The following is a 14,556-nucleotide window of genomic DNA, read 5'->3' as shown; positions in this document are numbered from 1 at the left end:
TCTCCGAACGTGTCCTTCGACGTCACGGTGTACACGACGACGTTGATCACGCTGCTCGTCATCATGGACCCGCCTGGCCAGATCCCGCTGTTCCTCAGCCTGGTCGGTCAACGCTCGCCGGAGTACCGGCGGCGCGCGGCCTGGCAGGCGCCGCTCGTCAGCCTCCTGGTGATCAGTGTGTTCGCCGTCGCCGGCAAAGCCATCCTGAACTATCTCCACATCGGGATCCCGGCGCTGCAGGGCGCCGGCGGTTTGTTGTTGCTGCTCGTGGCGCTGCAATTGCTCACCGGCCTCGGCAACGCCGGCAAGCCAACGGCCGCCGACGACGTCAACGTCGCGCTCGTGCCGCTCGGCACCCCGCTGCTCGCCGGACCGGGTGCCATCGCCGCGGTCATCGTCGGTGTGAGCGGCGTCGACGCCGGATCGGGTGGTTATCTGGCCATCGCGGCAGCCATCGTCAGCGTTCACCTGGTGGTGATGTTGGTCCTGCGCTATTCGACGGCGCTCATCCGCATCCTGGGCATCGGCGGCATCACGCTACTCGCCAAGATCGCGGGCCTGCTCCTCGCCGCGATCGCCGTGCAGCTCATCGCCGACTCCGTCATGGGATTCATTGCCGAGGGAGCGTGAGCCGACCCGGGGACCCGCCTCGTTCGGACGTGGGACGTGCTGCGGATACGGTGGCGGGGTGACTGAACGTCGTGTCCGCAAACGTCTCATCACGGTGGCCGGTCTGATCGTCGTCCTGGCGGTGGTCATCGCCGGGTGCGCCGACGACTCGTCGTCTCCACCGCGCGGGGTGGTGATCGGCTCGTCGGAGGACCCGGCGATGCGCGTGATGGCCGAGGTGTACGCGGGAGCGTTGCGCAATTCCGGATCGGTGGTGTCCGGTGACCAGCTCCGTGGCGACGCGCCGGCGCTGCTGGACGAGATGGACCGCGCTGCGCTCGATCTCTTCCCCGCCTTCACCGGGGAACTGCTGACGTTGTTGTCTCCGTCGTCTACCGCGATCGGCGCCGAGGACGTCTACAACGACCTGAACCGCGCACTCCCGCAAGGGGTTTCGGTCGGCGATGAGACGCCGGTATCGGCGGCGCCGCAGATCTTCGTGTCGACGGCCCTCGCCGGGGACGTCGGCGCCACCGGACTCGAGGACTGCGGCCGACTGCCGGCGGGCCTGCCGGTCGTGGCCGTCGCCGAACCCGATGACTCGACGATGCGTGCCTTCGCCGACGCCGGTTGTGCCTTCGGTCCGGTCGAGGTCACCGCCACCGGAGAGGAGGTGCTCCGACGTGCCGCCGACGGCGGCGCGGTCGGACTGCTGACCCCCCTCGAGATCGCCGGCGAGGACGCCGACGGGGCGTCGTCGGAGGTCCAGGCGCTCCGCACATCACCGGGTGGCGGCGACACCGCGGACGGTGCCGCGGCTGCCGAACCCGCGGACGAGTCGGGTCCGCGGGCGGAGGTGCTGGTCCCGGTGTTCCGTTCCGCGGCGCTGAACCGCGATCAGGTGAAGGCCATGAACAAGGTGGCGGGCGAGATCACCACCGCCGATCTCGCCACCATGGCGGCCGAGGTCGACGGCGGTGCGGACCCGCGCGACGTCGCGCTGGCCTGGCTGGGCGAACACGGGCTGTAGGGAAGACACGACAACGCGGTGCTCATTCGGCCTCGCTCGCTTCGCTCCCGGCGCCGTGCTCATTCGGCCCGCTCGCTTCGCTCCCGGCGCCGTGCTCATTCGGCCCGCTCGCTTCGCTCCCGGCGCCGTGCTCATTCGGCCCGCTCGCTTCGCTCCCGGCGCCGTGCTCATTCGGCCCGCTCGCTTCGCTCCCGGCGCCGTGCTCATTCGGCCCGCTCGCTTCGCTCCCGGCGCCGTGCTCATTCGGCCCGCTCGCTTCGCTCCCGGCGCCGTGACACCGACACGCCCCGACCGCGTGTCGGTGTCACGACCCGTGCGCGAACACGGACCTATTACGCCTTCGACAGCGCCCAGCCGGTGAGCTTCGCCGACACCCACTGGTACTTCGAGGCGACGAGGCGCACTGCGAGGTCGAGGATCTTGGCGTCGGTGCCGACCAGGATGCGTGCCTTGTTCTTCCGGACGCCCTCGATGATCACCTCGGCCGCATCCTCACTCGTCATCCGGGCGAGGTAGCGGTCGAAGAACGCGGCCGTGGCCTTCTGGTCATGGTCCCCGGACACGGTGGCGTTGCGGGCGATCGCGGTCTTGATCCCGCCGGGATGCACACACGACACCTCCACCGGGTGCTTGGCGATGATCATCTCCTGCCGCAGCGCCTCGGTGAATCCGCGCACCGCGAACTTGGCGGAGTTGTAGGCGGCCTGGCCCGGTTCGGCCAGCAAGCCGAACAACGACGAGGTGTTCACGATGTGCCCGTCCCCGGACGCGATCACGTGCGGCAGAAACGCCTTGGTGCCGTTGACGACTCCCCAGTAGTCGACGTCCATCACCCGTTCGATGTCCTTGAACTCGGTGCGCTCGATCTCACCGTGGTGGGCGATGCCGGCGTTGTTGAACACGACATTGACCACGCCGAAGTGCTCGGCGACGGTGTCGGCGTAGGTGAGTACCGCTTCGCGCTCGGCGACGTTCAGCAGCTGCGAATGCACCTCGGCGCCGGCCTCTGTCACCAGCTTCTCGGTGACGGCCAGGCCGTCGGGGGTGACGTCGGAGATGGCCAGCCGCGCACCGCGACGCGCGAGCTTGACGGCGATGTCACGGCCCATTCCCGAACCGGCGCCGGTGATCACGACGACCTTGCCGCGAAAGTCCTTCATGTCTTGTCTCCTGTGGGTGGGTTCGGTCAGGCGTTGGCGGTGGCGGGCGACGCGATGTCGTCGCCGGTGGCGGAAGCGGCCGGCACCGCGGGTGCGGCGGATCGCCGGGCACCGCGGGTCACATCGTAGGCGGCGACGTCGAAGGAACGGGTCGTCTGCCGGAACGCGAAGGTGAAGCCCGGCCACAGCGTGGTGATGTTGCCGTTGGCGTCCTTGTACCAGGAGGCACACCCGCCGTTCACCCACACGCTGTTGCGCAGCTTGTGCTGGATTCCGGCGTTGAACTCCTGCTGGGCGGACAGCTTCACCTCGGTCCGGGTGATCCCCAGCGCGCGAGAGGTTTTCAGATAATCGACGAGGTAGTTCAGCTGCGACTCGATCATGTACACCATCGAGGTGTGGCCCAGCCCGGTCGACGGGCCCACCATCAGCATCATGTTCGGGAAGCCGTGGACGAACGAGCCCTTGTAGCCCTGCATACCGATCTCGTTCCACACCTGCGCGAGGCTGCGGCCGTCCTTGCCGATGATCTTCTCGAACACGGGGGAGTCGGTGACGTGGAATCCGGTGGCGACGACGATCACGTCCACCTCGCGGACGGTGCCGTCCTTCGACACGATCCCGGTCGGGGTGATGCGGTCGATGCCGTCGGTCACGAGATCGACGTTCGGGCGGGCGAGGGCCGGGTACCAGTCGTTGGACCGCAGGATGCGCTTGCAGCCCACCTGGAAGGTCGGGGTGGCCTTGCGCCGCAGCTCGGCGTCGCGGCCGATGCCGCGCAGGATGTTGGCGCGGCAGAGCAACTCGACCGGCTTGAGGGCCTTGGGGGAGTAGGTCAGACCGAACGCGACGACCTCGTTGGCGGCGTAGATGCCACCGCGGACCGCGGACTGGTACCCGGGGACGTTCTTGTAGGCCCAGTGCTCGACGGAGCTGTAGGCGCGCTCGGTGCGGGGGACGATCCACGGTGCGGTCCGCTGGTACACGTCGAGGCGCCCGGCGACCTTCGCGACCTCGGGAACGAGCTGGATCGCCGACGCACCGGTCCCGATCACCGCGACGCGCTGCCCGCCGAAGTCGTGGTCGTTGTCCCAGCGCGCGGAGTGCACGATCTTGCCCTCGAAGGACTCGATGCCCTCGATGTCGGGGAGGTTGGGCTCGCAGAGCGGGCCGACACCGCCGACCAGGACTCGTGCCCGCACTTGATCGGTCTTGCCGTCCTGCAGGGTGTCGATGATCCAACGGCCCTCGTCCTCGTTCCATGCGGTCCGCGTCACCTCGGTGCCGAAGCGCGCCTTCGCGCCGATTCCGAACCGGTCGGCGACCCCGTTGATGTAGTCGTGGATCTCGGGCTGGTGAGAGTAGGACCGCGACCAGGTGGGGTTCTTCGCGAACGAGAATGAGTAGAGCTGCGAGGGGACGTCGCAGGCCGCGCCCGGGTAGGTGTTGTCGCGCCAGGTCCCGCCGAAGTCGCTGCCGCGATCGAGGAGGACGAAGTCGTCGAAACCGTTCTGCTTAAGACGGACCGCGGCGCCCAGACCCGAGAAGCCGGCACCGATGATGGCGATCTCTACATCGTTCGTTGTCATGGTGTCACCATAAGGTGGTACTGAACACGTGTCAATAGCTATTGAACAACCCTCAATAGAGGGTAGGCTGGCCGCGTGGCCAGTAGACGAGGATGTGCGCGGTGTCGGTGATCAACGGCAAGACGATCAGCGGCGAGACGACCGGCGACGACGGAGGTGACCACCGGCGCGCGCCGCACAAGCGCACGCGCATGAGTCCCGAGGCACGTCGTGACCAGCTCATCGACTACGGGCTCGCGATGGTCAGGGACCGGCCGTTGGAGGAGATCACGATCGACGCAATCGCCGATGCCGCCGGGGTGTCGCGCGCCCTGCTGTTCCACTACTTCGCGTCGAAGCAGGAGTTCCACGTCGCGATCGCACAGGCCCAGGCCGACCGGATGCTCGCCCGCACCGAGCCGGACGAGTCCCTCGGCGACCCGATCGCCATCCTCTCGGCATCGATGGCCGCGTTCGTCGACTACGTGAGCGAGAACCGCACCGCCTACACCGCGCTGATCCGCGGGGCCTCGAGTTCGGACGCCGCGATGCGCGAGGTCTTCGACCGCACCCGGGAGGTGATGGTCGCCCGCGTGCTCGACCACGCACCCGTGTTCGGGGTCGAGGTGACCCCGGTCGTCGTGATGAGCGTGCACGGCTGGATCGCGTTCGTCGAGGAGACGACGATCCGCTGGCTCACCGCCGAGCCGGTCGACGCCGAAGCGCTCACCCGGGACGAACTGCTCGCCCTGATCACCGCCGCGCTTCCCGCCCTCGCGGCGGCGACGATCCAGTAGAGGCCGGGGACCGGGTTCAGATCCGCTGACCGCCGACCGGTCCCGTGTCGCGGGTACCGGCCGGCACCGATCGGCCGCGCAGGAGCAGGCCGAGAGCGACCATCCCCTCGCGACCTCGCAAACCTGGTGGTCAGAGACCGACCACGTGCGCGGTGTCCGCGCCTCCGTCCAGCTCCTCGATGTCGGTGTCGCCGGCCGCCGCCAGTTCGACGCCCGCTCGCAGAGTACGGATCAGCTCGTCGGTGAACCGGCGGATGGTGCGGTGCGCGGTCAGCGTGTCGGGGTGCCGGGCCCGCAGCGCGAGTCCGTCGTCCGTGCGCGAGATCCAGAACTGCGCGTCGTCGGCGGTGGTCGCGTTCGAGATGTGATGGGCGTCGATGGTCCGGTGTCGGTCGGCGCCGGGCAGCAGCCGGTAGTCGACATAGGACACCATGAAGATGTCCGAGCGTGTGCGACGGAGTCCGCCCATCGCCTCGATCACCTGTGGGACGGGAACCTCGCCGAGCGTGACCGCGCGACGGAGTTCGGGCCCGGTACGCCGGATCGTCCCCAGCAGATCGCCGGTGCCCACGACCCGCAGCGGGGCATTGGTGGTGAACCATCCGACTGCGTTGCGCCATCTCTCTTCCCGTCGCGTGTGCATCGGGAACAGAAGGGGCAGTTCGGGTCCGCCGCCGCAGCGGCGCACGGCGTCGGCCATCGCGGCCAGCGTCCCGCCGAACACGCTCGCGCCGCTGCGCCGGCACAACTCGGCGAACTGCTCCGTCTCCCGCCGGCCGAGGAGTGCGCGCACCTCGGTGGCCTGTGGCGCGGTGGCGCCGGGTTCGACCCCGAGATCCAGCGGGAAGGTGGGCAGTGTGCCGTCCCGGTCGTCGAAGAACCGGAGCCACCGGCGCATCCGCGGGTCGGACAGTGCGACCGGGGGCGCTGTTGACTCCGCGGCGCAGAAGTCGACGAAACTCCCGCTCATCGCCAGGGTGGAGGGATCGAAAAGCTCTCCGTGGCAACGGTATCCGTCGTACAACCGGTGCAGGTCGTCGATGACGATGGAGATCGAGTAGGCATCCACATGGCAGTGGTCGAATCCGCAGATGATCGTCGACGCGTCGTCGCGGTCGATCGCCGCGAACAGGAACGCGGGGTAACCGAAGGGATGACACGCGTGATCGAGGGTGTCGCGAAGCCGGTCGCGTAGGACGGTGTCGGCGGTCGTGTCGACCACGCTGCCGAGGTGCAGGACGAGGTCGTCCGGATCGTAAGCGTGTCGCCGGATTCCCGTGGGACCCGCCGAGAACGACGACCGCAGGGTGCCGTGCCGGGCGATGAGCGCCCGGTAGGCGGACCCGAGCGCCGCACGGTCCACGCGCCCGCGGACGGTGAACGCGGCGGCCAGCCACGTACTCGAGTCACCGGCCGTGGCCAGGTGCACGGTCTGGTTGAACGACGGTGGTACGTCGGACATCTCGGGCCGGGCGGCCGAGACGTCCACGGTCCAGGTCAGCAGCTCGCCGGCGGGTGGGTGGTAGCGATCGATGGTGGTGACGTGCACGCCCGCTCACGCTCCTCTGCGTAGCGCCGAGTCGGTGGGCGGGGCAGATCGCCCGGAACCGGCCGCCGGCGCCTGGATCCGCCGGTCGCCGGTGGCGGCGATGTCGGTCATGATGTCGCGTAGCCGCTCGTAGTAGGGGCGGGCCACCGACTCGGCGAAGGGCGTGCCCGGGATCTGACTACCCAGGTAGAGCTCGTCGTGATCGCGATTGATCCACGCCGACGCGTTGGCCGTGCGCCCCTCCCCGGTGAACAGCGCACCGCGCCGGAAGGCCTCGCGCGAGGAGCCGGGAAACCAGCGAAAGTCGATGTACGACAACAGGTTCGGTGCGGTGATGATCGCGTCCGGGGTGGCCCCGGCGGCGGCGATGGCGGCCAGTGCGGCGGCGACCGGGACGCCGGCCAGGTCACGAGCGCGGCGACGGGCCGCATGGGCCGCCGGGATGAGTTCGGAGAACGTCGACGCGCCGGCGAGGGAGAACTCGACCGGGGCGAAGTTGCAGAACCATCCCTGCGACGTCGCGTACCCGTCGAGCGCGGCACGCGTGTTGAACACCGTCATGCCGTAGTAGTCGTCGGCGCCGGCCAGTTCGCGGTCGGCGACGGCGATGGCGGCGTAGATGCCGTCGACGAACCGACCCCCCGCCGCCCGGCAGACGGCGTCGAAGGCGACGATGCCGCCACGATCGAGCAGTGAGACCTCGACCCCGGCCACCTGCGCCGTCTCTCCCGGCCCCAGGCCGAGGTCCAGTGGGAAGCGCGGCATCTGCAGGTCGTGGCGTCGGAAGATGTCCTGCCACGCCCTGGTCTCGGGCGACCCGGCCAGATGCTCGGCGGTCACCTCCGCTTCCGCGGCCGCGTAGGCGAAGTAACTCCCGGCGGCCGGCGTCGCGGGGTCCGGCTCGGGGCGGCCGTGCCCGTTCGGCCGGATCAGTTCGGCGTAGATCTGCGCGATCTCGTCGAGGGCGAGGGCCTGTGAGGCGCCGTCGGAAAGCGCGTGATCGCACGCCAGGAAGATTGCGAAGCCGCCCGGGCGGCGGACGGCTCCGAAGGAGAAGCCGGGGAAGGAGTCGCTCGGGGTCTCGCGGTCGAATCGGTCGACGAGATAGGGGTGGATGTCCTCGGTGCTCGCCAGTTCGCCGTCGACGTGTGCCTCGAACTCGATGTCGAACGGGTCGACGACATGGGCGGCGACCTCTCCGTCGCGGCATTCGAACCAGGTGCGCAGCACCTCATGTCGCCGGACGAAGAGCGTCAGGGCGGTCCCGAGTGCCGCGGTGTCGAGGTCGCCGTCGATCTCCGTGCCCGATCCCAGGTATCCGCGATGGGTACGGCCCGCGGCCCGTGCCACCGCAGCTCCGCGGACGTGGTTCTGGGCCAGGAAGGTCACCGGTGCGGTGTGGACGGGTGTGGCCGCCGCGGCCGCGCGGCACGCCTCGGTCGGATCGAATCGCACGGCGGTCCCCGGTTGTGGGCGCCAGTTGCCCATGGCCGTGATTCTCATCGGGTCCTCTCGTCGGTCATGCGGGGCGGGCGCCGTCGATCGCGGTGGCGCCGGCGAAGTTCGCGTGGGTGTAGGAGGACAGGGGCAGTCCGGTGCCGGTGGTGGCGAGCGCTCGCAGCACTGTTGCGTAGGTCGTGAGGAGGTCGCGGATGCTCGCGTCGGCGGGGTCATGGCCGGGATGCCGGGCGGACAGGGTGATCCCGCCGGGTACACGCGCGATCCAGAGGTAGACCTCGCGGTCCGACCGTGAGCCGCCCCGCAGGATCTGCGCGCGGGCCGCCTCCCATTCGGCCGCCCCGGGGACGTGGCGGATGTCGAGATACGACACCACGAACTCGGGTTCGCCGCCGGTACCGAGCAGTTCGACGATGCGCTGGTAGGGGAAGGACGGCAGATGGCGCACGGTGTCGATGGCGGCCGCGGTCGCGTCGAGCGCGTCGTCGAACGTGTGGGCGGCGGTGAGGTCGACCTCCAGAGGCGCCAGACCGACATACCAGCCGACCGACCCGGCATACCGTGCCTCGGATCGGGTGTGCATCGGCATCGTGAGCCGCAGCGTGTCCCGGCCGGTGAGTGCGCGGAGGGTGACCGCGAGGGCGGCGAACACCGCGGTCTGGGTACCGTGTCCGCGCGCACGCGCCGCCGAGGTCATGAAGGTCGCCTGGTTGTCGGTGGCGACATACTCGGAGATGCCGCGCTGGCGCGGGGTGCGCGCACGGTCCCGGGTCTGCAGGTGCGGACGGACCAGCGGGAGGTCGAAGCCCGGGGTCTCGGCGGAGCTGTCCAGGAAGGCGCGCCATTGTGCGACGACGGGGTGATCGACGGTGAGTCCGAGTCCCACCGCCCGATCGTGGACGCTGAAGTCGAGGTGGCTGCCGACCTCCGCCATCTCGGTGGACGAGCCGCGCCGTGGGGAGAGGTAGAGCCGGCGGATCTCGCTCATGCTCAACAGGATCGAGTACGCATCCATCACCACGTGGTCGGCGGCGAAGGCGACGGTGAAGCCGCGCTCGGACTCGATCGTGGCCACGATGCAGTGCGGCCACCGCGTCGGCGCGAGCCTGGTGTCGAAGACCGCGGTGAGCAGCTCGCGGACGTCGTCTCCCGAGTCGAATCCGCCGACCGCCTCGGCGTCGACGCCGAGATGCGCACCGCGGTAGGTGCGGCGGCCGTCGTGCGGGTCGTCGGCTGTCGGGTCCGAGGTCGAGCGGAGGGCTTCGTGCCGGGTGATCCACCCCCGCAGGCAGGCATCGAAGTGCTCGTCGTCGAGATCATCGTCGATCTCGAAAATGGCCCCGAGCCAGGAGGTCTCGTCGGAGTCGTAGGCGGTCGACCGTCGTATCGAGGCGGACTGGTCGTAGGTGAACGGTCGCGGATCGGTGTGCCAGCCCGCGGAATCCGCGCGTGTGGTCGGTGTCCAGATCGTCACCGTCCCGGGCGGGACGGGATAGTCGGACAGTTCGGTGAACTTCATTCGCGGTCGTCCATGCGTCGGTCATCCGTTCTCGGGCCGCGACGCCATGCCACGCCTTCGCCGGCATGGCCCCCCGGCCCATGAGTTCTGATCTGAGACAACAGGAATCGCCCGTACCCCGATGCACGCGCACGACCTTGTCCGACGACGTTCCGGAGGTCTCTCCGGTCGAACGGACCGCATCACTGCCGCCTGTGTCTGAACCGAGCCTAAGCGGTCGCATCGGACATGTGCAGCGGCAGGAGTCCGTGAGCTTGATCACGGGGACGGTATCCGGGTGTGCACGGACGCACCGCCGGTTTCGGAATCGCGCTGCGAGACAGAGGGTTCTGATCCGTGCTGGGTGTTCGGCCTTGCGGTCAAGGGCGTTTCGTTGCGTTCATGTAAAGAACTCATGACGAGCGGCTGCCGCACAGGGGTGGCATCGGAGGGAATGCGCGGTCAGGCCGGGTTGCGCCGAAATGCATTGCCGGGCAGCACGGTATGCCGGGACAGGTCACGTTGCGGCACCCGGGGAGCTCACCTACCGTGGGCCGAGAAGGGTGCCGGCAGCGGAGCGAGCGGGCCCGTTCGAAGTCGACCACACGCATCGGGGGTGCCATGTCCACGACCGTCCCGGCCATCGAGGCCCACGGTCTGACCAAGCAGTACGGCGGGACGCGTGCGGTCGACGCCGTCGACCTCCACGTACCCGCGGGCGGGGTGTTCGCCCTGCTCGGAACCAACGGTGCGGGCAAGACCACCACCGTGCGCATGCTCGCGACCTTGCTGCGCCCGGATGCCGGGGACGCTCGGATCTTCGGGCACGACGTCGTCGCGGAGGCGACGGCGGTTCGATCGCTCATCGGGGTCACGGGGCAATATGCCTCGGTCGACGAGGATCTCACCGCTCGCGAGAACCTGATGATCTTCGGTCGTCTGATCGGGTCGTCGCGCCGCCGCGCCCGGGTGCGTGCCGACGAACTGCTCGAGGAATTCGGGCTGGGGGCGGTCGCCACCCGCCGGGTGGGGCACTTCTCCGGCGGGATGCGCCGGCGCCTCGATCTCGCGGCTTCGCTGATCACCCGGCCACGCCTGCTGTTCCTCGACGAGCCGACCACCGGACTCGACCCACGGACGCGGGCGCAGATGTGGCAGACGGTTCGTGAGATGGTGGCGCGCGGTTCGACCGTGCTGCTGACCACCCAATATCTCGACGAGGCCGATGAACTCGCCGATCACATCGCGGTCATGGATCGCGGCCGGGTGGTCGCCGACGGGACCGCCGACGAATTGAAAGCCGGAGTCGGCGACATGAGTGTGAAACTCGAATTGGCCGATGCGGACGATCTGATCGCCGCGGCAGAGGTGTGCGCGCCGTTCACCGCGAACGGCGAGGCGACGGTCGCGCGCGGCGAGGGCATCCTCGTACTGCCCATGTCCGACATCGACCCCCTCGCCGACATCCTCGGTGCGCTCCGCGCGCGCGGGCTCGGGTTGACGTCGGTCAACGTCGTGCGCCCGACCCTCGACGAGGTGTTCTTCGCGCTGACCGACGGGGGCGACCCCACGCGATCGGCACCGATGGCGGCACAGGCGGATTCGGCTGGAGCCCGCGCATGACCACCGGTTCCCTGCAGCCGAGCGCACTCGCCGCCGGCGACGCCCCGGCCGAACCCCACGACCGGGTTCGGCCGACCGCCGCGGTGATGCAGTCACTCACCATGACCCATCGTGGCCTGCTGAAGATCAAACACAACCCGCAGCAGCTGTTCGACGTCATCGTGCTGCCCATCGTGTTCACGGTCATGTTCTCCTCGATCTTCGGCGGCGCGATCGCCGGGAACGTGGTGGGCTACCTGCCGCTGCTCATTCCCGGCGTACTGGTTCAGGTGTGTGTCGCGGCGTCGGTGGTCACCGGCGTCCAGCTGCGCGAGGACCTCGATCGCGGGGTGTTCGACCGGTTCAAATCGCTGCCGATCGCGCGCATCGCGCCGCTGGCCGGCGCCCTGGTGGCCAACACGTTGCGGTACGTGGTGGCCTCGGCCATCACGGTCTGCGTCGGGGTGATCATGGGGTACCGGCCGGCGAGCCCCGTGGGGGTCGCCATCGCCTGTGTCCTGATCGTGGTGGTGGCATTCTCGCTGAGCTGGATCTTCGCGCTGCTCGGCGTCCTGCTCGACAAGGCGTCGACCGTCCAGGGCGTCTCGATGCTCGTGCTGATGCCGATCACCTTCGTGTCGAACGCCCTCGTCCCGATCGACACCATGCCCGGATGGATGCAGGCCTGTGCGTCGGCGAATCCGGTGTCCCATCTCGTCACGGCAGCGCGCGGACTGGCCGCGGGCGAGGACGTGGGAACCGACATCGCCTACACGCTCGTGGGCGCGGCGGCCGTCCTCGCCGTCGTGGTGCCGGTGACCCTGCGGACCTACATGCGGCGGACCTGAGTGTCCGCACCGAACCGATCAGCGCAAGGAGTAGCCATCATGGGCACGCCGCTCACCTTCTCGGTGGTCGTCCCGGTCTTCGACGAGGAGGACACGATCGGCGACTGCCTGACCCGCCTGGCCGCACAGTTCGACCAGATCACCGAGATCGTGGTGGTGGACAACAACTCGACCGACGGCGGCCGGGCGGTGATCGATGCCTGGTGTTCGGCTGATCCCCGTGTCCGGGTGATCGACGAAGCACGACAGGGGTTGGTCTACGCGCGCAACGCCGGACTCGACGCCGCGACCGGTGATCTCATCGCCCGCATCGACGCCGACACCCGGGTGCCGCCGGACTGGGCGCGGACGATCGTGGAGTTCTTCACCGCGGATGTCCGCGGTGACTGGGCGGCCCTGTGCGGGCGCGGGGAGGCCTACGACGTGCCGCTCGCCGGCAGGTTCGACCGGTGGAAGACCCGGCTGCACCCGCTGAACAAGTTGCGGAGCGATAAGTCCGTGTCCGAGGTGCCTGTCCTTTACGGCTCGAACATGGTGCTGCGCCGTGCGACCTGGGTGCGGATCCGGGACCGTGTCAGCATGCGACGCAACATCTTCGAAGACGTCGACATGGGACTGTGTGTCGGTGACGCCGGGGGCCGTAACGCGTTTCTCCGCTCGCTGACCGTCGGGGTGTCACCGCGCCGGATGGAGACCGGCATGGTGCCGTTCGTCCGCTACATGAGTTTCCTGCCGCGAACGTTCCTGCTGCACCGTCGCTTCGGGTTGGCAGCGGGTTCGGCGGCGGTGTACGTGCCCGCTATCACGGTCGCGCATGCGCTACGACTTGTCGTGTTGCGGTCCTACGACTCCCGGACCGGGCGCGTCGACCCGCGAAACCTGTTGCGGGGCGGTGGTTCCGATCGAGTCCTCCCGTAGGGTCGGGCGGTCGGTCGGCGTTCCGGGATCAGCCGGCGCCGCGCACCGTCGTGACGCGCACCGTGTCCTCGACGATGTCGGCCGCCGTGTGTACGGCCTCGTCGGGGGCGATGAGTCGACTGCGGAGCTCGGCGGACCGTCCCCGGACCTCGGTGTCCAGGATCGTGTCGAGGGCGCCGATCAGCGACTCCGCTGTCACCCGAGCCATCGGCAGCGTGGCCCCGACCGCGGCCTTGCTCACCGCCCGGCCCCAGATCGGCTGATCGGCGCCGACCCACGTGATCAGCGTCGGCAGGCCGGCACGCAACCCGGCGGCCACCGAACCCGCGCCGCCGTGGTGGACCGCGGCCCGACACCGCGGCAGCACGGTGTCGTGATCGACGTGTCCGACGACGCGGATCGCATCCGTGAGTCCCGATGCCTCGGATTCAGATGTGGCAGAGCCGGATTCGGTCGACATGAAACCGCTCCAGCCGCCCGACACCAGCAGGCGGATCCCGAGTCGCCGCGCTGCGGTACGGAATGCATCGGCCAGACCGTCGGGGTCGGCGGGCAGCATGCTGCCGAAGCCGACGTACACCGGGGCGTCGCCGGCGTCGAGCCAGTCGGCCAGCGTCCCCGCTCCCGAGGCCCCGTCGAGTCCGGCGTCGCCCACCCCGGCGCGTTGCGCGGCCGCAAGGGTGAAGAACCCGACCAGCGGCCGGCGCCGGCCCCACTGGGTCGCGAGTCCGTCGAAGAGGGCCGGATCGTAGGCCTGGATCTCGGGAACGCCGGTACGGCCGATGAGTTCGGAATACGGGTGGTTCAGCGGCGACAGTCCGAGATCGGCCCGCAGCGTGGTCTCCGCCGAGCGGGTGGCGAGCCACAGGGCGCGTTCGGCGACGCGCCAGCTCAGGTCGTTGACGATCGCCGGGGCGTCGATGCCCAGGTGCGCGAGCAACGACACCGAGCTGTTGCGCCGGATGGGGCAGTAGTGCAACGGGATGTGGGGGATGCCGAGGACCGCCGAGACATTGTGGGCGCGTTCCTGACCGGCGCTGCTCGCGATGATCGCATCCGCGCCGTCGGCGAGTTCGAGCAACCGCTGCTGCATCGCCCGGCCATCCCGCACCGACATCGCCGACACCGCACGCAACCGGGTCCGGGGGTTCTTCGACCGCATGTCCTCCCGGACCATCTCCGAGTCGAGCAGGGCACGGGTGCTCGACCCGTACGACTCTGTGGGAACCCCTGCGCCGCTGCCGAAGTCGACCAGGTCGGGTGGCAGCGCGAGAGTCGCCATATGGCCCCGGCCCACGAGCTCGGCGGCCAGGGCGACGGCCGGCTGGGCATCGCCGCGACTGCCGTTGACTGCGATCACGAACCTCAACGTCGAACCCCTCACGTCTGGGTGCGGTCGGATGGGCGACCCGTGCCCGGCGGTGGCGGATCGGGACCGATTCTAAACACGGTCGGCCACCGCGGCGCGCGGCCGGAGACCGGGATCACCACCCGGCCGGGAACCAGGATCACCGGGCGG

The 14,556-nt window shown here is 69.4% G+C and carries 12 protein-coding genes; 6 read left to right on the top strand and 6 right to left on the bottom strand.

The features are described 5' to 3' along the window. Window positions 1–9: 9 nt before the first annotated feature. Both JW364_RS11565 and JW364_RS11560 read left to right on the top strand, forming a co-directional pair. The gene (locus JW364_RS11565) at window positions 10–630 is read left to right on the top strand and encodes a MarC family protein (RefSeq protein WP_058252719.1); all 621 of its coding nucleotides are present in this window, start codon (window positions 10–12) and stop codon (window positions 628–630) included. A 58-nt stretch (window positions 631–688) separates the two neighbouring features. Beyond that, window positions 689–1,639, top strand: a complete 951-nt coding sequence (locus JW364_RS11560) for a glycine betaine ABC transporter substrate-binding protein (protein WP_137810057.1) — start codon at window positions 689–691, stop codon at window positions 1,637–1,639. Between the two features lie 332 nt (window positions 1,640–1,971). Here JW364_RS11560 and JW364_RS11555 read toward each other — a convergent pair whose 3' ends face one another. Beyond that, window positions 1,972–2,799: an SDR family oxidoreductase gene (locus JW364_RS11555; protein WP_137810058.1), complete on the bottom strand. Its 828-nt coding sequence runs from the start codon at window positions 2,797–2,799 to the stop codon at window positions 1,972–1,974. A 26-nt stretch (window positions 2,800–2,825) separates the two neighbouring features. After that, on the bottom strand, window positions 2,826–4,388 hold the full coding sequence (locus tag JW364_RS11550) for an NAD(P)/FAD-dependent oxidoreductase (protein WP_137810059.1): 1,563 nt from the start codon (window positions 4,386–4,388) through the stop codon (window positions 2,826–2,828). A 191-nt stretch (window positions 4,389–4,579) separates the two neighbouring features. On the opposite strand from JW364_RS11550, the gene JW364_RS11545 reads away from it, so the two are divergent. After that, the gene (locus JW364_RS11545) at window positions 4,580–5,164 is read left to right on the top strand and encodes a TetR/AcrR family transcriptional regulator (protein WP_240198985.1); all 585 of its coding nucleotides are present in this window, start codon (window positions 4,580–4,582) and stop codon (window positions 5,162–5,164) included. Between the two features lie 130 nt (window positions 5,165–5,294). On the opposite strand, the gene JW364_RS11540 is transcribed toward JW364_RS11545, so the two are convergent. The 3 genes from JW364_RS11540 to JW364_RS11530 are packed head-to-tail and all read right to left on the bottom strand — an operon-like array spanning window position 5,295 to window position 9,690. After that, entirely contained in the window at window positions 5,295–6,713 is a 1,419-nt protein-coding gene (locus JW364_RS11540; RefSeq protein ID WP_137810060.1) for a condensation domain-containing protein, read from the bottom strand. A 6-nt stretch (window positions 6,714–6,719) separates the two neighbouring features. Continuing rightward, entirely contained in the window at window positions 6,720–8,216 is a 1,497-nt protein-coding gene (locus tag JW364_RS11535) for a condensation domain-containing protein (RefSeq protein ID WP_205333598.1), read from the bottom strand. 16 nt (window positions 8,217–8,232) lie between these two features. Next, a complete protein-coding gene (locus tag JW364_RS11530) occupies window positions 8,233–9,690 on the bottom strand; it encodes a condensation domain-containing protein (protein WP_165630242.1) in 1,458 nt (485 codons plus the stop codon). A 600-nt stretch (window positions 9,691–10,290) separates the two neighbouring features. On the opposite strand from JW364_RS11530, the gene JW364_RS11525 reads away from it, so the two are divergent. Genes JW364_RS11525 through JW364_RS11515 form a run of 3 tightly spaced genes read left to right on the top strand, consistent with a single transcriptional unit; the run spans window position 10,291 to window position 13,037 of the window. Further along, complete coding sequence (locus JW364_RS11525; protein ID WP_165630241.1) at window positions 10,291–11,292, top strand: ATP-binding cassette domain-containing protein; 1,002 nt, start codon at window positions 10,291–10,293, stop codon at window positions 11,290–11,292. Continuing rightward, on the top strand, window positions 11,289–12,119 hold the full coding sequence (locus JW364_RS11520; protein WP_159370558.1) for an ABC transporter permease: 831 nt from the start codon (window positions 11,289–11,291) through the stop codon (window positions 12,117–12,119). Before JW364_RS11525 ends, JW364_RS11520 begins: the two co-directional genes overlap by 4 nt. A 39-nt stretch (window positions 12,120–12,158) precedes the next feature. Beyond that, the gene (locus JW364_RS11515; protein WP_165630240.1) at window positions 12,159–13,037 is read left to right on the top strand and encodes a glycosyltransferase family 2 protein; all 879 of its coding nucleotides are present in this window, start codon (window positions 12,159–12,161) and stop codon (window positions 13,035–13,037) included. 28 nt (window positions 13,038–13,065) lie between these two features. On the opposite strand, the gene JW364_RS11510 is transcribed toward JW364_RS11515, so the two are convergent. Continuing rightward, complete coding sequence (locus JW364_RS11510) at window positions 13,066–14,397, bottom strand: glycosyltransferase (RefSeq protein ID WP_242696985.1); 1,332 nt, start codon at window positions 14,395–14,397, stop codon at window positions 13,066–13,068. Between the last annotated feature and the right edge of the window lie 159 nt (window positions 14,398–14,556).

Source organism: Gordonia sp. BP-119 (assembly GCF_016924115.1).
Lineage (GTDB): Bacteria > Actinomycetota > Actinomycetes > Mycobacteriales > Mycobacteriaceae > Gordonia > Gordonia hongkongensis.
Note: the sequence above shows the minus strand (reverse complement) of the source record. Positions and strands in the feature narration are given on the sequence as shown.